We start from the raw sequence: 19,829 nt of genomic DNA, 5'->3' as shown, positions 1-19,829 counted from the left end.
GTGCGATAAGGTTTGCATGAATTCCGAAACAGTAGAAGCAAGGCCGCTGGCAGGCATAGCGCTCGCTCGCCTGGGAGCGCCATGGAGAGTTCGACCGAAAGAAGCGTGCGGCCTGCTTAGACAACTATACCGGATGGCTGAGTGGCTGCCGATCCGGCGGGTTCTGCAAAGCGCTTTGTCTCACCCGGCAAATCGCGCCACCTTCTGCCCGATGGCCAGCGAGGCGGTCAGGCCGGGGCTTTCAATTCCATAGAGCGCTATATAAGCGGGGTGACCGGTTTTTTCCGGACCCTGGATTACGAAGTCACCACCGCCACCCGCAGCCGGGCCGGCGATTTTCGGGCGGATGCCCGAATAGGCGGGCTGCAACGCACCGTCCACCAGATCGGGCCAATAGCGGCGGATTGCGGAATAGAATTTATCCGCGCGGCGCGGATCGACATCATAGTCGATTACCTCGACCCACTCGACGTCGGGACCGAAGCGGGCCTGGCCCGCAAGGTCGAGCGTCAGGTGCACACCGAGACCGCCGGGTTCGGGAACCGGATAAATCAGCTGCTTTGCAGGCGCGCGGCCTGTCAGCGCGAAATAGCATCCCTTGGCGTAATGACGTGGCGGGATGGTGCTTGCGTCCAGGCCCAGCAACCTTTCAGAAAGCGTCCAGGCATTCAGACCTGCCGCATTCACCACGAGGCGCGCTTCAATTCTGACCGGATCGCGACCGCCGACCGACAAGCAAATTTTATTCACAGCCAATTCGCCTTCGATGACGGGCGAATTGCAGACGATGGCTCCGCCATTGGACTCTATGTCCGTGATGTATGCCTGCATCAGGCTGTGACTATCGATGATGCCGGTCGATGGCGAGACAAGCGCCGCAAAACCTCTGATCCGGGGTTCCCTGCGGAAGAGTTCCGCTGCATCGATCAGATAGCAGTCCTCCACTCCATTTGCATGAGCCTGCCTGGATAGCTTTTCGAGGTAGCCGAGTTCCTCCTCGCTCGAGGCGACGACGAGTTTGCCACAAGCCTTGTGCGGGACGCTTCGCTCCCGGCAATAGTCGTAGAGCTTGTGCTTTCCGGCGACGCACAGCTCTGCTTTCAAACTGCCGGTGGCGTAGTAGAGCCCGGCATGGATGACCTCGCTGTTACGGGCCGACGTGATGCTGCCGGTCATTGGCTCCGCTTCGAGAAGAACCACCTCGCGGCCAGACATGGCAAGTTGACGCGCCACCGCGAGCCCCACGACGCCTCCACCCACGACGACGCAGTCGAGGTCCAGTATCTCTACCATGAAATTCCCTCTCATCGTCCGACTGCGGTGAGGCGCCTCTCCGATCGAATTTTGCTATCCCAAAAACGGAAGTATGATGAAATAAGGATTCAAGGACCAGCACTTCATGCGTTGTCATGAGGGCCAATGCTCTTTGGATGTAAGGCTATCCGATTGGCGATGGTTGGTTGATGTAGTGCTCGTGCCGGAAGCGAAGAGGCGGTTCGACACCAAGCGGAAGAGCAGTCCATGCTACTGAATCAAATGAGGGGCTCCCACTCAATACTCGGCGAGCCCCCCGCATCGGGTTCGGTCATAGTAATCCTACTACCGCCGCATATCCACTTTCGTAGCGCAGCCGCCGATTCGCAATTCATCCAAAAGGGCTAGGCGCGAAGTGGACCCTACACAGAGGCAAAGCGATTGGACTACCGAGATCAGATTTGGGATCAAAGCAATTTGCAGACATAAAAGGCAATGGGAAGCTCGCCTGGGTGGCAGCCATTTCGTCCTTGTGCATCACCTCGTACGAAGGCCCGATGCCAACATAACTTCAAGTGAAAACAGCAGCTTGTAATGGCAATGGCGAGCAGCGCCCGATGAAGATGAGAACTAGGAGATGGTGATAAGTCTATGATGGTGATGTAAGTATTCTCCCCGAAGCGGCAATCGGCGGCAATATCGCGCCATGGAGGGCAATCGGCGCCTTATGGCGGGCCTAGAACGATTAAGCGGAGAACTACGTCTACGCCATAGCCCTCTAAGTTGCTTGCCCGACAAGGGTCGCAGACCGCTTGCTTATGCTCATCTGGGGGAGCGTCGCTTGCCGTCGCTAGACCAGAACAGCGTTCACGGGGCGGCGGGGCGAGAAAGGCAACGTGGGGCCGTAGCCGAAGCGCATGATGATATCAGGCCGCATTCCGCGTTCCCCGATCAGCGCCGCCAATTCAGGCCGCAGCCGTGCGACCTCGACAGGCTGGTTGACGAAGGCGTGTTTGAGGCCGGAAGCGGTCGCGGCAAGCGCGAAACGCTGGCAGGTGCGACCGACCGCGATCCAGTGCGCCTTGTCCTCGCGCTCCGCCAGAAAGATCGCGACACCCGCCGAGGCGTCCATCTCGCGCGCATATTTGTCGTTTTCGGCGCCTTTTGTGAAGAACGTGTCAAAGGCGAGACCACCAAGAAATTCGGGAAGCACGGGATTGCCGCTTGCGGCCGAGAACAGTCCGTCACCCGACGCCATGGCGCTGCGCGGATTGAACCGCAGCCAACGCTTCAACTCGGCCATGAAGGCCACGTCAGCCATCTGCGCATCGTTGCCGGCAACGATCAGGTCCCGCACCTGGTCGATCCGCGCGCGGTCGGCAAGCAGGACGAGACGCACACCCGGCGCTTCCGTGTACTGCCGAAGCGCTTCGATATCAGCTGCAGGTACCGGGCGCTCGTCATATTCGGCTCGGGTGGATTGCCGTCTGGGGATGGCGGCAAGCAGCGGATGCGAACGGGCTTCAGCCCTGGAGAAGGAATAGCGGATGCGCTCGCCTCCAGCGTCCGTCTCCAACTGCCCGGGCCGTCCAGTCGCGGTGGCGGCGATCAGCAGATTCTCGGCTGCGCATCCGAGACTGACGAAGAGGTGATGATTGTCGGGATCGACGACCGGCGTTGCGCGGGAGAGGTCGGGCAGAATGTCGATCGCGCTTTCTCCCACGCGAAACCGCCAAGGCTGGGTGTTATGGCCGTTGGCGGCAAGCGTCGCGTATCGGATGATGTCGGCGATGTTCGGGTCGGCGGGCATCGGGGCGCGAAGGCCGCCTGTGTAGGAATCGAAGTCGCCCATCGACCCCACGGCCGACCGCCAACCGGCGGCGGCGCCGCCAGCCAGCACGAGTGCACCGCCTGCGCCGATGAGTATGTCTCGCCTTCTCACGCCCACTCCCTTCATTGCTACTCTGCGCGAGATGGCGCGACAAGCGGTTGACCTCGGTCAAAAGACCGACGCGCGGGGTACGCTGCCATCGAGGTCCTCATCGGCCGTACACAGATGACGATCCCCGCGCAGGAATATGCCCTTCAATGGCGTGACCGGGGCGGCCGCTTGATAGTCAGCAACTCCGTCAGATCCCGCAGATCATCAGCGGTCGATACGCCGATCTTCAACCATTTCCCATCGCGGTATGTCGGGGTCGAATCATAAAGATCGGCTAGCTGCGAGCTCAGGCTTTCGCGCCGCGCCTCGAGTTTATCTCTTTCAGCGCGCCCCAGAACGACCACGACAGAGAACAGCCTATATTCGGGCAGGAAAGTGCAGAAGGCCCGCGATTTCTTGTATCGCAGAGACCACCCATGCTTCTTTCCGCCATAAATCCACTCAGGAATGAAGGTCCCGGGGTATGAGTTCTCGATCCAGTCTTGAAGAGCCTTCCAGTGCGCAAAAGCGTCCAGCCCGGTCCAATCGCGAACGGTCTCGTCACTCGGCGGAGCGGACTTGTTCGTGAGACGATCTCCGATCTGGGGCGACTGATTCATGCCGCTTCTTTCCTTGATAGAGGGCCAGAATCGCAAATGCGCGATCGACCGTCGGGCTGAACCTAAAAATCCACCACCACCGACGGCGCACTGCGCTTCGCCTCGCCGTGGAAAACGGCCTCGATGTTGTTACCATCAGGGTCGAGCACGAAAGCCGCATAATATCCGGGATGATAAGCTCTCTCGCCGGGCGCACCGTTGTCGCGCCCGCCGTGGGTCAGCGCCGCGTTGTGGAAGGCATCCACTGTCGCGCGGTCCCTCGCCTGGAAGGCAAGGTGGTGTCGTCCTGTCAGAACACCCAGCGCCGCCGGACTTTCTGCCGAAGATACGACAAGTTCGTCAGCCCAGAAATATCCATCGGCGGTGTCGACAACAGGAATCTCCAGCACAGCCAGAATGGCAGTGTAAAAATCCCGGCTGGCCTTGAGATCCTGCACCACGAGCTGGATGTGGTCGATAAGCCGACCTCGATGCAATTGATGAATTTCCATTGTCGCTCTCCTTGTGAAATCTGGCTGATAAAGTTCATTGTTGAGCATCAATCCAGTCGATGACTGGTGAGGTCATTCCTCAGCCTGTGACGAATACGCCTTACTACACTGAATCACGACTTAGCCGGCACTTCATTGCGGTATAATGATAGAACGAGGCCGCAAACTTCCTTTATCACGCTAAATCAGTTGCGGCCCCGACCGAGATACATCGGGCTATAGAGTAGAATCGCCGGTTCGCCAGTCCACATGGCTTCATGCGGCAACATGCGGGAATATCGCGCTGTGGAGGGGAATCGGCGGGGTGGCGGAAGAGGTGGGATTCGAACCCACGGTACGGTTTCCCGCACGCCGGTTTTCAAGACCGGTTCCTTAAACCACTCGGACACTCTTCCATCCAATTGATCTGGCTGGTCTTTGCCGGAAAGAAATCGTTCTTGATGAAGACTGCTTCCGTCGACAACCAAATCGCGGTTTGGCAGGCTTTATAGCGGTTCGAACTTCAGCGTCAACTTACTCTGGCATATCGAGCAGCAATCAGGAAGAAATGCCCCCTTGCGGGGCGGGTGACAGCTCCACCCGGAACGGTCCTGTCATGAAGCGAAACCATCCGGTGCGGGGGATAAATACCACTATTCCATTCCCGCACAGGTTAAAATCAACCAAACATTAACCATAACCATTAGAATTTGGCCTATCGCCGCGAAATCGTTCGCAAATTCGCCACGATATCCACAAGATTAAAGTCTCGTTAGGCAGGCGGGGAATAAGGCAGCTCCAACTCATTCACGAGTGAGTTCCTTAACCATAAAACGGTCTTGAGTGGCGTGGGGCATATGAAACTGAATTACGGGGCGGCGTCTTTCGCAACGACGGCACGGTGGCTGGCAATATCGGCCATGTGCGCAACAGTGACGGCCTGCGGCACGACACAGGCGGTTCCCAAGAAAAAATCCCACGGCAAGGAATATTTCTCCGAAAGCGAATATGGCGTCAAGGCCAGCCCGCGCGTTGCAAACGGCAACAATATCCCGAAGGGCGGCGGCCGCTACATGGTGGGCAATCCCTATGTGGTGAAGGGCAAGATGTACTACCCCAAGGAGGATTACTCCTATAACAAGGTGGGTATCGCTTCCTGGTATGGGTCAGCTTTCCACGGACGCCTGACGGCGAATGGCGAAGTCTACGACCAGATGCATCTTTCCGCCGCGCATCCGACCTTTCCGCTGCCGAGCTACGCACGTGTGACCAATATAGAAAACGGTTCGTCGGTGATCGTGCGCGTCAACGACCGCGGCCCGTACCATGAAGGTCGCATCATCGACCTTTCCAACAAGACGGCGTCCATGCTCGACCTGCAGCACAGCGGCACAGGCAATGTTCGCGTGCAATATGTCGGGAGAGCGCCGCTCGACGGCCACGATATGCCATATCTTATGGCATCCTATATTCCTAAGGGCAGCCGTATTCCGGGCGTCTATCCGGGCGGGGGCCAGATCGCGACGGGCGTGATGGTTGCCTCCAACAGCAAGAAGATCACCGGCGACCAGTTGCAGAGCCTTGGCGACTATTCCAGTCCTTCGCCTGCCAGCGTACCGGTTCCATTCTCCTCGACAGCCTATGCAGGCTCCACGCCGAGCGCCAAATATCCGGGCTCTACGCAGAGCGCGAAGTATAATGCAGCTCCGGCTCCGCAAATGGCCCCCGTGCCGATGCAGGCCCCGGCAGGCGGTCATTTCCTGACGCCGCCAGCCTTCTCCAATGGCGGACAGGCGATGGACCAGATGGTGGTTTTGCCGGATATCGGCCCCATTCCCTATGAGCGCCCGAATGGCTGGTCGAAGGGCACGTCGCTTGCCATGAACTATCAGGAGGCCGTCGTCGTGAACGTTCCGCTTGCCTTCGACGCCGTGATGGTGCGCAACGACGGGCTGACGCAGGAATCGATCCTCGCGTCCTTCAAGAGACAGAATGGCGGCGCTGCAAAGGCGCGATAAAACGCACAATAAAGTGTAATTGCATCGGCTTCCAGCTCGCTTTACCTTCCTGAATCAACCCGCACGATCAATGGGATTAGCGATGTTGAAGCCGCTGCTTCGCCTCCTTGCATGCCTGCTTTTGCCTGCGTCCGCAGCCGTTGCCGCAGAAGGCACCGAGGCCGGTTTCATCACCAAGGCCGCTCAGGCCTATATGATCGAAGCTTCGACCGGAACGGTGCTTCTGGCCAAGAACGAGAACCAGGTCTTCGCGCCCGCTTCGCTTGCCAAGCTGATGACGATGGACCTCGTTTTCAGTGCCGTCAGCAAGGGTCAGATTTCACTCGATACCGAATACCCCGTCTCCGAATATGCCTGGCGCACGGGCGGCGCGCCTTCGCGGGCGGCCACGATGTTTGCGGCGCTGAAATCGAAGGTCCGAGTCGAAGATCTGATCAAGGGCGTTGCGATCCAAGGCGCCAATGACGGCTGCATCATCCTTGCCGAAGGCATGGCCGGCAGCGAGGACCAGTTTGCGGCATCGATGACCCGGCGCGCCCGCGAACTCGGCATGGAAAAGGCCATCTTCGGCAATTCCACCGGGATTCCCGACGGCAAGAGCAAGGTGACGGCTAGGGAATTGGTGACGCTCGCCGTCGACCTGCAGGCTTCCTATCCCAATCTCTATCCCTATTTTGCCCAGCCGGATTTCGAGTGGAACAAGATCTTCCAGCGTAACCGCAATCCGCTGCTCGGCATGGATCTCGGCGCTGACGGGCTGGCGACGGGCTTTACGGAAGGCGAGGGCTATTCGATCGTCGCCTCGGTGCAGCGCGACGGACGGCGGCTCTTCGTGGCGCTTGCCGGCATCGCCTCCGATAAGGAGCGCACGGAAGAAGCCAAGCGGGTCCTGGAGTGGGGGCTGACGGCCTTCGAGAGCCACCAGGTCTTTGCCGACAAGGAAGTGATTGGCGCTGCAAGCGTCTATGGCGGCACGGCACGCACGGTCGATCTCGTCGCCAAGGCCCCGGTCAGCGTCTATGTTCCTATCAACAATCCGGATCGACTTGCGGCCCGCATCGTCTATCGCTGGCCGTTGATGGCGCCTGTGAAGGCCGACACGGAGGTCGGTACGCTTCGCATCGTTTCCGGCAACAGGATGCTGCGCGAAGTGCCGCTCTATACGGTGCAGTCCGTCGAGGTGGGATCACTCAGCAGTCGGGCGATAGACGCGCTCCTCGAGCTTGGCGAATCGCTGTTCTTCTCCTGGCTCTGGGACACCTCCGAGCAGAGCTGAAACCCGTGTTGCGGGCGAATTCTCCCGCAATTTGCCGGGGAAGGTGAATATGTCGCCGCGGCAAAAGGTTTCGTTCCGCACTATCTTCGGATAGATAGAGCAAGAGCGCGGCGCTCAGAATGCGGGAAATTATCATTGTCGTCCGGTACGGGATTGTTCGTTACGTTTGAAGGCGGAGAGGGCGCTGGGAAGTCCACGCAGATCCGCCGCCTTGCCGAAGCCCTGAAGGCAGAAGGCCATGACGTGTTGCTGACCCGTGAACCCGGCGGCTCACCGGGAGCCGAAGCGGTGCGCCATGTGCTGCTTTCGGGCGCTGCGGAAGCCTTCGGCACCCGCATGGAGGCGATCCTCTTTGCCGCCGCCCGCAATGATCACGTGGAAGAAGTCATCCGGCCGGCGCTTTACAAGGGCAAGATCGTGCTTTGCGACCGCTTCATGGATTCCTCACGCGTCTATCAGGGCGTCACCGGCAATCTGGAGCCTGAATTCATCGAGACGCTGCAGCGCATCGCCATCAACGGTGTCACGCCCGACTGTACACTGATCCTCGATATTCCCGCCAAGCTGGGGCTCGAGCGCGTTAGCAAGCGAAACGCTGGCGGTCCTGACCGTTTCGAGAAGGAAACACTCGAAACACACGAGAAGCGACGCGAAGCCTATCTCGATATCGCCGCGCGCGAACCGGAGCGCTGCCATGTCGTCAACGCGACGCAACCCGAGGAAGCAATCGCTGCAGAGATCCTCACAATCGTCAGACAGCTGCTGAGACCTGCCGCCGAAGGGCAACGGATGCCGGAAGCTGCGCATCATGAGTGAAGACAGGCCCGGACTGCTCGACGGCGCCATATGGCCGGCCGAAAACACGAAGCTCTTCGGCCATGAAGAGGCCGAGGATTTCCTGGCGCAGTTCTATCGCTCCGGCAAGGGACATCATGCGATCCTGATCGAAGGACCCGAGGGCATCGGCAAGGCGACGCTCGCCTTCCGCTTCGCCAACCACGTGCTGTCGCATCCCGATCCGGCGAGCGCCCCGCTGCGGATTGGCGATCCGGATCTCAACTCACCTGTCAGCCGGCAGATTACCGCGGGCGCGTCGCACAATCTCCTGCATCTGTCGCGGCCGGTCGACGAGAAGAGCGGGAAAGTGAAGTCGGCGATTACCGTCGACGAGGTGCGCCGGGCCGGCAAGTTCTTCTCGCAGACCTCGGGCACCGGCAACTGGCGTATCGTCATCATCGACCCCGCCGACGACATGAACCGGAACGCTGCAAACGCCATCCTGAAGATCCTCGAAGAGCCGCCGAAGCGGGCGATGTTTCTCGTTCTGTCGCATGCGCCGGGAAAGCTGCTGCCGACGATCCGCTCGCGCTGCCTGCCGCTGAAGCTTGCGCCGCTGGACGACCAAGCGCTGGTATCAGCACTTGCCCATCTCGGGATTCAGAGTGTGGGGCAGGGGGAGGGACAGGCCCTGCTTTCCGCCGCCAAGGGCAGCGTCGGCGAGGCGCTGAAATTGCTGAACTATGGCGGCGGGGATATTATCGAAGCCTATAACGCGGTTCTGTCCTCCGAAGGGCCTGCGGCGCGCAAGGCCATGCACCGACTTGCGGATGCGCTTTCGGGCAAGGAAAGCGACACGATCTTCGATTTCTTCGTGAGCCATGTGGGTGATGATGTGATGAACCGCGCGCGCATTGCAGCGGGCGAGGGACGGATCGCGGCGGCCGAACGCCTGGCGCGGCTCTATTCCGAAATCACCGAGAAGCTGACCGTCTCCGACGCCTATAATCTCGATCGCAAGCAGACGATCATGGAAGTTCTTTCCGACATCAAGCAGCCCCGCGCGTAGAGCGTCGTGTGTCCATTCGGACGCACCAAGGACGTTCTGCCTCTTTATTTTTATGCAATTCTGAACCCAAAGCCGCTGCACACTCTTGTTGGAATTGCTCTGGTCAGCCGGCCAGCAACTTCCAGGCGACGATCGCAAGCGTGACGGCCAGCACGATACGGATGGTGCGCTCGTGCAGTTTCGGCGCAAGAAGGCTGCCGGCGATGATGCCGGGAATGGAGCCCGCAAGCAGGGCAAGCAGCATCGCCCAGTCGATCTCTCCGATGATCCAGTAACCCGTGCCGCCGATCAGCGTCAGTGGCACCGCATGGACGATGTCGGAACCGACGATCTCACGCACATCGAGCCGCGGATAGAGGATGAGCAGGATCGTGACGCCGAGGGCGCCGGCGCCGACGGAGGTCAGGGTGACGAGCACGCCGAGCACAAAGCCCAGAACAATGGTAAAGACTGCGATTGTTGCCGGCTTGGGCGGCATGCGATCGCCGATGGCGCGGCGGGCGAATCCGAGAATCTGGCTGCGGAAAACAAGCATGATCGCGGTCATGACCAGAAGCCAGCCGAGCGCCGTTGTGATGGTGCTGGTCACGCCGATGCTCTTGCGGTCGACGCCGGCCATCAGCCAGAGCATCAGAAGTGCAGCAGGAACGCTGCCGGCTGCAAGACTGCCGACGATCTTCCAGTTGACGCGCCCATGCATGCCGTGGACGGCCGTGCCGGCGGTCTTGGTAATGGCAGCATAGAGAAGATCGGTTCCGACGGCCGTCGCCGGATGGACGCCGAAGAGGAGCACGAGCAGGGGCGTCATCAGCGATCCGCCGCCGACGCCGGTGATGCCGACCAGCGCTCCCACCACGAGACCGGACAGGGAATAGAGAGGCTCGAACGTCAAATGCGCGCCTCCGAGGGCGCACGGCCATGACTATTTCGATCGATGAAAAATCGCACTTTGCTTCCGTCCCGCCCTCTTGTGGGAGAAGGGGTAGATTGCGCCAGAACGCGAGTCAAGTTCACCGCCACGCGTCTTTGAAATCGTCGGCGGCTGCGAAACTTGATGTTTCGCTTGTGCGAGACATGCGCTAATAGCGGCTGACGATTTTTATAGAGTAAGCCGGAATTGGCCGCCATGACAGACAAGACCCCCTTCTACATCACGACCGCGATTTCCTATCCCAACGGCAAGCCGCATATCGGCCATGCCTATGAGTTGATCGCGACCGACGCCATGGCGCGCTACCAGCGCCTCGATGGCAAGGATGTCTTTTTCCTGACGGGGACGGACGAACACGGCCAAAAGATGCAGCAAACGGCACGCGCAGAAGGTATCACGGCTCAGGCGCTTGCCGACCGCAATTCCGGCGAATTCCAGGCGATGGCGAAGCTGCTCAACGCTTCGAACGACGACTTCATCCGCACCACGCAGGAGCGTCACCACGAGACCTCGCGGAACATCTGGAACCTGATGGCCGAGAACGGCGATGTCTACAAGGATTCCTATGCCGGCTGGTACTCCGTGCGCGACGAGGCCTATTACCAGGAAAACGAAACCGAGCTGCGCTCCGATGGCGTGCGCTACGGGCCGCAGGGTACGCCGGTCGAATGGGTGGAAGAGGCAAGCTACTTCTTCAAGCTCTCCGAATACCAGGACCGGCTGCTGAAGCACTACGAGGAAAACCCCGATTTCATCGGCCCGGCCGAGCGCCGCAACGAGGTGATCTCCTTCGTCAAGTCCGGCCTCAAGGACCTGTCGATTTCGCGCACCACCTTCGACTGGGGCATCAAGGTGCCGAACGATCCCTCGCATGTTATGTATGTATGGGTCGACGCGCTGACCAATTATATCACCGCGACCGGCTATATCGAGGACCGCAACGGACCGCGGGCGAAATACTGGCCGGCCGATGTGCATATCATCGGCAAGGACATCATCCGCTTCCACGCCGTCTACTGGCCGGCCTTCCTGATGTCGGCGAAGCTGCCGCTGCCGAAGCGCGTCTTTGCCCATGGCTTCCTGCTCAACAAGGGCGAGAAGATGTCGAAGTCGCTCGGCAATGTCGTCGATCCCGTCAATCTGGTGAACCATTTCGGCCTGGATCAGGTACGCTACTTCTTCTTGCGCGAAGTCTCCTTCGGCCAGGATGGCAGCTACAGCGAAGAGGCGATCGGCACGCGTATCAATTCCGACCTCGCCAACGGCATCGGCAACCTTGCCAGCCGCTCGCTGTCGATGATCGTCAAGAACTGCGACGGCAAGATCCCGGAATGCGGACCGCTGACGGATGAGGACAAGGCGATGTTGGCGCAGGCCGACGCGTTGCATGCCTCGACGCGCGAGGACATGGGCAAGCAGCTCATCCACCGCGCGCTGGCATCGATCATTGCCGTCGTCTCCGAAACCGACCGCTATTTCGCCGGCCAGGAGCCCTGGGCGCTGAAGAAGACCGATCCGGCGCGCATGGGCACCGTGCTCTATGTAACGGCCGAAGTCGTGCGCCAGATCGCCATTCTGCTGCAGCCTTTCGTGCCGGAATCGGCTGGCAAGCTGCTCGATCTCGTCGCCGCGCCTGCTGGCGGCAGAGACTTCGCAGCGCTCGGCGAAGCCGGCCGTCTGGTGCCGGGAACGCCGCTGGAAGCACCCAAGCCGGTCTTCCCGCGTTACGTGGCTCCGGAGGCTTAAAGCTGTGCTGGTCGATACGCATTGCCATCTGGACTTTGCCGATTTCGAAGCGGAGCGCGACGAGATCGTGGCACGCGCCCATGCAGCCGGCGTTGCGCAGATGGTGACGATCTGCACCCGCGTGCGCAAGCTCGACGGGCTGCTTGCTATCACCGAAACATACCCTTCCGTCTTCTGCTCGGTCGGCACGCATCCCAACAATGCGGGTGACGAACTGGATATCCAGACGGAAGATTTGGTTCGCCTTGCCAATACCCATCAGAAGGTCGTGGCGATCGGTGAGGTTGGTCTCGACTATTTCTACGACACGCAGAAGCCTGAGGACCAGCAGACCGGTTTTCGGCGCCATATTGCAGCCGCTCGGGAGACGCAGCTTCCGCTCGTCATCCACAGCCGCAGCGCCGATGCCGACATGGCTGCGATCCTGACCGAGGAGACGGGGAAGGGGGCCTTTCCCTTCATTCTGCATTGCTTCTCGGCCGGTCCCGAGCTTGCAAAGACCGGTGTGGAACTCGGTGGTTATATTTCCTTTTCGGGCATCCTGACCTTCCCGAAATCGGAAGAGTTGCGCGAAATCGCCAAGACCATTCCGCATGAGCGGCTGCTCGTCGAAACCGATGCGCCATATCTGGCGCCGAAGCGCTGGCGCGGCAAGCGCAACGAGCCGTCCTATGTGGTGAATACGGCCGAGGTACTGGCCGATACGATCGGCCTTCCTTACGAAGATATGGCTCGGATCACCACAGATAACGCTTTCCGGCTGTTTTCGAAGATGCCGAGGATCTAGCGGCGTGTCACGACGGCAGCGGTTCACCATTCTCGGCTGTTCGTCGTCGCCAGGCGTGCCGCGCATCACCGGTGACTGGGGCGCCTGCAATCCAGCCAATCCGAAGAACCGCCGGACGCGCGCATCGTTCATGATCCAGCAGTTCGCCGCTGATGGTGCTGCAACGACCGTCGTGGTCGATACCGGCCCGGATTTCCGCGAACAGATGATCAGGGCAGGCGTCGGCCATGTCGATGCGGTCCTCTATACCCATCCGCATGCCGACCATATTCACGGCATCGACGATCTGCGCGGCTATTTCCACAACACCCGCCGGCGCGTGCCGATCTTTGCCGAACCGTTCACCATGGGCAGGCTGCGAGAGGCCTTCGGCTATTGCCTGGAGACGCCGCCGGGCAGCAACTATCCGCCAATTGCACTGCCAATCGTGATCGAGGATCTGGAAAAACCCGTCGAAATCCATGGGCGGGGCGGAACGATCGCTTGCATGCCGCTTCTGCAACAGCACGGCGACATCCATTCGCTCGGCTTCCGTATCGGGGATGTGGCCTATTGCAGCGACGTCAGCGATTTCCCGCCACAGACGGTGGAGAAGCTGCAGAACCTCGACATGCTGATCATCGATGCTCTGCAATATGTCTACCATCCGAGCCATCTTTCGCTGGAACAGTCGCTGGACTGGATCGAGCGGCTGAAGCCCAGGCGGGCGGTCCTGACACATATGCATACGCCGCTCGATTATGATGTCGTCATGGCGGAAACGCCGGATCACGTGGTGCCGGCGTTCGATCAGATGAGCTTCGAAGTCGAGGTTTAGCTGCCGATATAAGGCGCAATCTCGACGTATCCACGATGGATCATGTCCAGCGAGACATAGAGGATGATCAGCAGACCGACATAGGCGATCCAGCGATGTTTATTGAGCAGCCGGGCGATGAGGTTCGCAGCGATGCCCATCAGCGCGATGGAGAGGCCAAGGCCGAGGACCAGCACGCTCGGATGTTCGCGCGCCGCCCCCGCAACAGCCAGCACGTTGTCGAGCGACATGGAAACATCGGCGATGACGATCTGCGTCGCAGCCTGGAAGAAGGTCTTCCTCGGCGCCGATACGTTGGCTTCGGCGGCATGTTCCCCGCCATGGCCGGCGCGCAGCTCGCGCCACATTTTCCAGCAGACCCAGAGAAGCAACAGGCCGCCGGCCAGCAGCAGGCCGACGATCGCCAGAAGATAGACGGCGACACTGGCAAACAGGATGCGGAGGATGGTTGCCGCCAGAATGCCGACAATGATCGCCTTGCGACGCTGCGTCGCTTCAAGGCCTGCGGCCGCAAGACCGATGACGACGGCATTGTCACCGGCGAGAACCAGGTCAATAGCAATGACCTGCAGCAGAGCCGTCAGACCGGCCGCTGTGAAAATATCCATATTCAATTACCCCCAAAAAATGCTTCGAGCGTGCTAGCGTCTTGAGGCTTTTCCGTCAACCGGCGAAGGTGCGCTGGCGGCCGCATCCACGGCCATGGCATGTGTAATCTCGGCCGCGTAATCCGGCCAGTTGCACTCGATGCAGTGTCACGCATCGACGGATCGATGTAGATTATGGAACGATTCGTTCTTCGATCCGCAGGCCCATGGAAACTTCGCTTTATCTGCCCGTCAAAGGCTTCCTCGAAAAGGCAGGTTACGTCGTCAAGGGCGAAGTCGGCGGCTGCGATCTGGTCGGCTTGAGCGATGATGATCCGCCTGTGGTCGTGGTCTGCGAACTGAAGATGAGCTTCAATCTCGAATTGATCCTGCAGGCCGTTGACCGTGCGGCCGTTTCAGATGAGGTCTGGATCGCGGCACGGATCTCGGCCAAGGGCAAAGGCCGCGAAGCCGACAAGCGCTATCGCGATCTCTGCCGCAGGCTCGGCATCGGCATGCTCGGCATTTCCGACGCCGGCGACGTCAGCATCATCGTCGGCTGCGTATCGCCAATGCCGCGGACCAATCCGAAGCGACGTTCGAGGCTTATGCGCGAGCACCAGAAACGGCGCGGCGATCCGGCGCTGGGCGGCAGCACGCGTGCGCCGGTCATGACCGCGTATCGCCAGCAGGCGCTCGGCTGCGCGGCAGCGCTGATGTCGGGACCGCTGCGCATGCGCGATATAAGGGCCGGCGTGCCGGAGGCAGGCAAGATCCTGCAGTCCAATGTCTACGGCTGGTTCGAGCGGCTCGACAGAGGCATCTATGGCTTGACGGACGCCGGACGGGAAGCGCTGCTGCGATGGCCGCAGCCGGAGATGCAGGCGGCCGAATAGCAGGTTGGCACAGATTTTAGTTCCATAATCTATCTTATGCGATCTTTGTTTGTAGCCGCAAAGTTGAAGTGTCCTGTTTCTGCAAAGTTGGAATGTCACTCTCCCCGGGTTTTGATGACCTGGGAGATTGCGGATGGGATTGATAGTGATGAGCGAGCGCGACCTGCAGTGGATCGATATTGTCGAAGATGGACGGCACGTCCACGACGATGTTTATGGCGATGCATCCGTCCCGGAAAATAGACGTTGATGTGAGATGCAACCTGCCTGATAGTTCGATCAACGTCACACACCCTCTTCATGCCCACCATCTGAACAGAATGCTTTAAACATATGATATTCCTTATTTTTCCGCGATTCCTGGCAGCGGTGGCGCTTGCCGCGATCTTTACGTCGGGGCTGCCGGCCCATGCTGAAAGCCCGTCCGCGCCCTGGCCACAGACGCGGAGCGATCTGCCGGCGGAGCCCGGCATCCACTTCGGTACGCTCGAAAACGGCATGCGGTTTGCGATCATGCGCAACGCTACGCCGCCGGGACAGGCTGCAATCCGCTTCCGCATCGGCGCAGGCTCGCTGGACGAGAACGACAATCAGCAAGGGCTGGCGCATTTCCTCGAACATATGGCCTTCAAGGGCTCGACCCATGTCGCTGAAGGAGAGATGATCCGCATCTTGCAGCGCAAGGGCCTGGCTTTCGGGCCGGACACCAACGCCAACACTTCATATGACGAGACCGTTTATTCGCTCGATCTTCCCGAGGTCGATGCCGATACGCTTTCTACCGGCCTGATGCTGATGCGCGAGACGGCAAGCGAGTTGACACTCGATGCCGGCGCCTTCGATCGTGAGCGCGGCGTCATCCTGTCGGAAGAGCGGCTGCGTGACACGCCGCAATATCGCGCCGCAATCGGCGTCACGAACTCCCTGCTCGCCGGCCGGCGTGCGACCCTGCGCCCGCCGATCGGCAAGGTCGATATCATCAGCCATGCGCCAGTCGATCTGCTTCGTGACTATTACCACACCAACTACCGGCCCGATCGCGCCACGCTGATCGTAGTGGGCGACATCGATCCGGCCGCAATCGAGACCGAGATCAGGCAACGCTTCAGCGATTGGAAGGCCGCCCGTCCTGAGCCGCAAAAACCCGATCTCGGCACACTGAAGGCGAAAGGCGAAAGCGCCGAGGTCATCGCGGTTCCGGGCGGCACAACGAGCGTACAGATCGCCTGGACGCGCCCCTACGACGCTTCACCTGACACTTTTGCCAAACGCCGGGCCGAACTGATCGAGGATCTCGGTCTCCTCGCGCTCAAGCGCCGGCTGAGCGCCATGGCAAACAGAGCTGATGCACCCTTCATCAGCGCCACCGCTGGCTCTCAGGATCTTTTCGACTCCGCCCGTCTCGTTGCCGTCATGGCGAATTCCGAGCCGGGTAAATGGCAGGCGGCCCTGGCGGCCATTGACCAGGAGCAACGCCGCTTCCAGCAATTCGGCGCCGAGCAGGCTGAGATCGATCGCGAAATCATCGAATATCGCTCGCTTCTGCAGGCCGCTGCGGCCGGGGCTGCGACACGCACGAGCCCCGATATCGCTTCCATGCTGGCGAGCAGCGTCGATGACAATCAGGTCTTCACCTCACCTGAGGAAGATCTGTCAATGTTCGAGGCCATGACGAAGGGCCTCACAGCAGCCGAGGTCAACCAGACCCTCGCGCATGTCTTCTCCGGCAACGGTCCGCAGCTCGTGCTGCAGACAGAGCAAGCGCCGCAGGGCGGTGCCGGGAATATCAGGCAGGCCTATGACGCCTCCCTCGCCGTTCCGGTTACGGCCCCGGCAAGCGCGGCGGCCGTTGTCTGGCCCTACACGCATTTTGGCGAGCCCGGCACGGTCGTCGAACGACGCGTTGTCGAAGATCTCGGCCTGACCATGGTGCGCTTTGCCAACGGCGTGCGGCTCACCGTCAAACCGACCAAGCTGCGCGCCAACGAAGTGCTGGTGCGCGAGGATCTCGGTCGCGGCCGGCTGGATCTGCCGAACGACCGCCCTCTGCCGATCTGGACATCGCCAGCCGTCGTCCTTTCTGGCACCAAGGCGATGGATTATCCGGATTTGCAGAAAGCGCTGGCGGCCAATATCGCGGGTATCGATTTCTCCGTGGGCGACAGCTCCTTCCAGTTCACCGGTCAGACGCAAACGGCGGATCTTGCAACGCAATTGCAGATCATGACAGCCTACACATCCGATCCGGCTTACCGGCCTGAAGTTTTCAAGCGCGTCCAGCAAGCCTATTTGAACAACCTCGATCAGTATGAGGCGACGCCGGGCGCCGTCATCAGTCGCGATTTTGCCGGCCTCGTGCATTCCGGCGATCCGCGCTGGACCTTCCCGGACCGAGCGCAATTGTCCGCCACGACGCTGGAAGATTTCGAAGCACTGTTCCGGCCCCATATCTCCACGGCGCCGATCGATATCACCATTGTCGGCGATATAACGGCGGACGAGGCAGTCCGCCGGACGGCGGAAACCTTCGGCACGTTGCCGGCCCGCGCGGATACGACACCGGCCAATGTGGCAGACGAAGTGCATTTCCCCGCGCGTACTGAAAAACCGGTCATGCGGACACATAGCGGCAGAGCCGATAATGCGGCGGCCATCGTGGCCGCTCCGATCGGCGACATGCTTTCAGATATGCAGCGGGGCTTTGTCGCAAACGTCGCTGCCCAGATCTACGAAAACAGGCTGATAGATCAGTTCCGCATTGCCGAAGGCGCAACCTACAGTCCGCGGGGCGCCATGGACCTGTCATGGGACATTCCCGGGTATGGCTACGCTTATTTCTATGTCGAAACGACGCCAGCCAAGGTCGAGAATTTTTATGCGCTCGTGGACAGAATCGCTGCCGATCTCAGATCGAACGATGTCTGGCCGGACGAACTTGTTCGTGCCCGAGCGCCGATTATCGAAACATTGAAGCACCAGCAGCAAAGTAACGAATATTGGGTGCAATATCTGAACGGCGCTCAAACGGACCCTCGCCGCCTAGAGCGGATACGCGACAATCTCAGTGGCTACGACAAGGTCACCGCCGATGATATCCGCCAGTTTGCTACGACCTACTTCCAGCCGGACAAGTTCTGGAAATTCGAGGTGCTGCCCGCAGCGGTACGATAGGCCCAGCGCGCTTCAGGCGGGATCCCGAAGGCGGCCGCGTGGGCAGGAGACACCCCACCTGGCGGGGAAAGGCCACCTGCCCCGGGTCCGCCAAGGTGAGGGCCGGACCGCATCGGCGCGAATGCACTTTGGTCCTGTTTTGCTGGTTTCCGCCTGCAAGGCGTCGCTTTCGGGACGGCGTTCCAATCTTTCTGGTCTACTCTGTAGCAGGCAAACGCCGCGGGAGGAGCTGCTGGCGCATTGCCTTGATTTCAACGGAGGAGACGGAAATGAGCAAGAACCGTGGCGTCGTCTATTTGCGGCCCGGCAAGGTGGAAGTCCGCGACATCGACGATCCGAAACTCGAGGCGCCGGATGGCCGCCGTATCGAACATGGCGTCATCCTGAAAGTCATCTCCACCAATATCTGCGGTTCGGACCAGCACATGGTCCGTGGCCGTACCACAGCAATGCCCGGCCTCGTGCTTGGGCACGAAATCACCGGCGAGATCATCGAAAAGGGCATCGATGTGGAAATGCTCGATGTCGGCGACATCGTGTCCGTGCCCTTCAATGTGGCATGTGGGCGCTGCCGCTGCTGCAAATCGCAGGACACCGGCGTCTGTCTGACGGTCAATCCGTCGCGTGCCGGCGGCGCCTACGGCTATGTCGACATGGGTGGCTGGATCGGCGGTCAGGCCCGCTATGTCACGATCCCCTATGCCGATTTCAACCTCTTGAAATTACCCGACCGCGACAAGGCGATGGCTAAGATCCGCGATCTCACCATGCTCTCCGATATCCTTCCAACGGGCTTTCACGGTGCCGTCAGAGCCGGGGTCGGCGTCGGATCGACCGTTTACGTTGCAGGCGCCGGCCCGGTCGGCCTTGCGGCGGCAGCGTCCGCCCGTATCCTCGGCGCGGCCGTGGTGATGATCGGCGATTTCAACAAGGACCGTCTCGCCCATGCCAGCCGTGTCGGCTTCGAAGCCATCGACCTCTCGAAGAGCGACCGGCTCGGAGACATGATCGCGCAGGTGGTCGGCACCAATGAAGTGGACAGCGCGATCGATGCCGTCGGCTTCGAAGCGCGTGGACATTCGGGCGGCGAACAGCCGGCGATCGTGCTGAACCAGATGATGGAGATCACCCGTGCCGCCGGCTCCATTGGCATTCCCGGCCTCTACGTTACAGAAGATCCGGGCGCGGTGGACAATGCGGCAAAACATGGCAGCCTCTCTCTGCGTTTCGGCCTTGGCTGGGCGAAGGCGCAGTCGTTCCATACCGGTCAGACGCCTGTTATCAAATATAACCGCCAGTTGATGCAGGCGATCCTGCATGACCGGCTGCCGATCGCCGACATCGTCAATGCGAAGGTGATTTCGCTTGAAGATGCTGCCCAGGGCTATGAGAGCTTCGACCAGGGTGCCGCAACGAAATTCGTTCTCGACCCGCATGGCGAGGTCGCCAAGGCGGCCTGATCGGCATCATGTGCCGGGGCGGTAACGCC

General features: G+C 60.3%; 16 protein-coding genes and 1 tRNA gene. 10 read left to right on the top strand and 7 right to left on the bottom strand.

Annotated elements, in window-relative coordinates:
• Positions 1 to 180 precede the first annotated feature (180 nt).
• The 5 genes from ACK9YZ_RS08395 to ACK9YZ_RS08375 form a co-directional block, all read right to left on the bottom strand.
• Positions 181 to 1,293 (bottom strand): NAD(P)/FAD-dependent oxidoreductase, encoded by a 1,113-nt coding sequence (locus ACK9YZ_RS08395; protein WP_416066251.1) that lies wholly within the window; start codon positions 1,291 to 1,293, stop codon positions 181 to 183.
• Between the two features lie 811 nt (positions 1,294 to 2,104).
• Entirely contained in the window at positions 2,105 to 3,196 is a 1,092-nt protein-coding gene (locus ACK9YZ_RS08390) for an Acg family FMN-binding oxidoreductase (RefSeq protein ID WP_416066250.1), read from the bottom strand.
• 143 nt (positions 3,197 to 3,339) lie between these two features.
• A complete protein-coding gene (locus ACK9YZ_RS08385) occupies positions 3,340 to 3,795 on the bottom strand; it encodes a DUF3788 domain-containing protein (protein WP_416066249.1) in 456 nt (151 codons plus the stop codon).
• Between the two features lie 62 nt (positions 3,796 to 3,857).
• Positions 3,858 to 4,286: a VOC family protein gene (locus ACK9YZ_RS08380; protein WP_247805030.1), complete on the bottom strand. Its 429-nt coding sequence runs from the start codon at positions 4,284 to 4,286 to the stop codon at positions 3,858 to 3,860.
• Between the two features lie 305 nt (positions 4,287 to 4,591).
• Positions 4,592 to 4,681: transfer RNA gene (locus ACK9YZ_RS08375), tRNA-Ser, on the bottom strand.
• Between the two features lie 441 nt (positions 4,682 to 5,122).
• On the opposite strand from ACK9YZ_RS08375, the gene ACK9YZ_RS08370 reads away from it, so the two are divergent.
• The 4 genes from ACK9YZ_RS08370 (at position 5,123) to ACK9YZ_RS08355 (ending at position 9,405) form a co-directional block, all read left to right on the top strand.
• Positions 5,123 to 6,283 carry a septal ring lytic transglycosylase RlpA family protein gene (locus ACK9YZ_RS08370; protein WP_416066248.1) on the top strand — a complete coding sequence of 387 codons (1,161 nt, stop codon included), beginning with the start codon at positions 5,123 to 5,125 and terminating at the stop codon, positions 6,281 to 6,283.
• Between the two features lie 82 nt (positions 6,284 to 6,365).
• The gene (locus ACK9YZ_RS08365; RefSeq protein WP_416066247.1) at positions 6,366 to 7,559 is read left to right on the top strand and encodes a D-alanyl-D-alanine carboxypeptidase family protein; all 1,194 of its coding nucleotides are present in this window, start codon (positions 6,366 to 6,368) and stop codon (positions 7,557 to 7,559) included.
• 135 nt (positions 7,560 to 7,694) lie between these two features.
• Entirely contained in the window at positions 7,695 to 8,375 is a 681-nt protein-coding gene (gene tmk / locus ACK9YZ_RS08360) for a dTMP kinase (RefSeq protein WP_216758022.1), read from the top strand.
• On the top strand, positions 8,368 to 9,405 hold the full coding sequence (locus ACK9YZ_RS08355; RefSeq protein WP_416066246.1) for a DNA polymerase III subunit delta': 1,038 nt from the start codon (positions 8,368 to 8,370) through the stop codon (positions 9,403 to 9,405). Before tmk ends, ACK9YZ_RS08355 begins: the two co-directional genes overlap by 8 nt.
• A gap of 103 nt (positions 9,406 to 9,508) precedes the next feature.
• Here ACK9YZ_RS08355 and ACK9YZ_RS08350 read toward each other — a convergent pair whose 3' ends face one another.
• On the bottom strand, positions 9,509 to 10,297 hold the full coding sequence (locus ACK9YZ_RS08350) for a sulfite exporter TauE/SafE family protein (protein WP_216758020.1): 789 nt from the start codon (positions 10,295 to 10,297) through the stop codon (positions 9,509 to 9,511).
• 234 nt (positions 10,298 to 10,531) lie between these two features.
• Between ACK9YZ_RS08350 and metG the strand changes: the two genes are divergently transcribed.
• From metG to ACK9YZ_RS08335, 3 genes are read left to right on the top strand one after another with little or no spacing between them, the layout of a single operon-like run.
• Positions 10,532 to 12,082, top strand: coding sequence for a methionine--tRNA ligase (gene metG / locus ACK9YZ_RS08345; RefSeq protein WP_216758019.1), 1,551 nt, complete (start codon positions 10,532 to 10,534; stop codon positions 12,080 to 12,082).
• Between the two features lie 4 nt (positions 12,083 to 12,086).
• Positions 12,087 to 12,869: a TatD family hydrolase gene (locus ACK9YZ_RS08340; RefSeq protein WP_216758018.1), complete on the top strand. Its 783-nt coding sequence runs from the start codon at positions 12,087 to 12,089 to the stop codon at positions 12,867 to 12,869.
• Positions 12,870 to 12,873: 4 nt separating this feature from the next.
• A complete protein-coding gene (locus tag ACK9YZ_RS08335) occupies positions 12,874 to 13,686 on the top strand; it encodes an MBL fold metallo-hydrolase (RefSeq protein ID WP_416066245.1) in 813 nt (270 codons plus the stop codon).
• On the opposite strand, the gene ACK9YZ_RS08330 is transcribed toward ACK9YZ_RS08335, so the two are convergent.
• Positions 13,683 to 14,294: a TerC family protein gene (locus ACK9YZ_RS08330; RefSeq protein ID WP_216758016.1), complete on the bottom strand. Its 612-nt coding sequence runs from the start codon at positions 14,292 to 14,294 to the stop codon at positions 13,683 to 13,685. The genes ACK9YZ_RS08335 and ACK9YZ_RS08330 overlap by 4 nt on opposite strands.
• A 206-nt stretch (positions 14,295 to 14,500) precedes the next feature.
• Here ACK9YZ_RS08330 and ACK9YZ_RS08325 point away from each other — a divergent pair, with 206 nt between their 5' ends.
• The 3 genes from ACK9YZ_RS08325 (at position 14,501) to fdhA (ending at position 19,800) form a co-directional block, all read left to right on the top strand.
• Positions 14,501 to 15,169: a DUF2161 domain-containing phosphodiesterase gene (locus tag ACK9YZ_RS08325; RefSeq protein WP_416066244.1), complete on the top strand. Its 669-nt coding sequence runs from the start codon at positions 14,501 to 14,503 to the stop codon at positions 15,167 to 15,169.
• A 333-nt stretch (positions 15,170 to 15,502) separates the two neighbouring features.
• Positions 15,503 to 18,340: a M16 family metallopeptidase gene (locus ACK9YZ_RS08320; RefSeq protein WP_416066243.1), complete on the top strand. Its 2,838-nt coding sequence runs from the start codon at positions 15,503 to 15,505 to the stop codon at positions 18,338 to 18,340.
• 269 nt (positions 18,341 to 18,609) lie between these two features.
• Entirely contained in the window at positions 18,610 to 19,800 is a 1,191-nt protein-coding gene (gene fdhA / locus ACK9YZ_RS08315; RefSeq protein WP_183804768.1) for a formaldehyde dehydrogenase, glutathione-independent, read from the top strand.
• The last annotated feature ends 29 nt before the right edge of the window (positions 19,801 to 19,829 follow it).

Source organism: Rhizobium sp. ZK1 (genome assembly GCF_047782645.1).
GTDB lineage: Bacteria > Pseudomonadota > Alphaproteobacteria > Rhizobiales > Rhizobiaceae > Rhizobium.
This window is presented reverse-complemented; position numbering and strand designations above follow the sequence as displayed.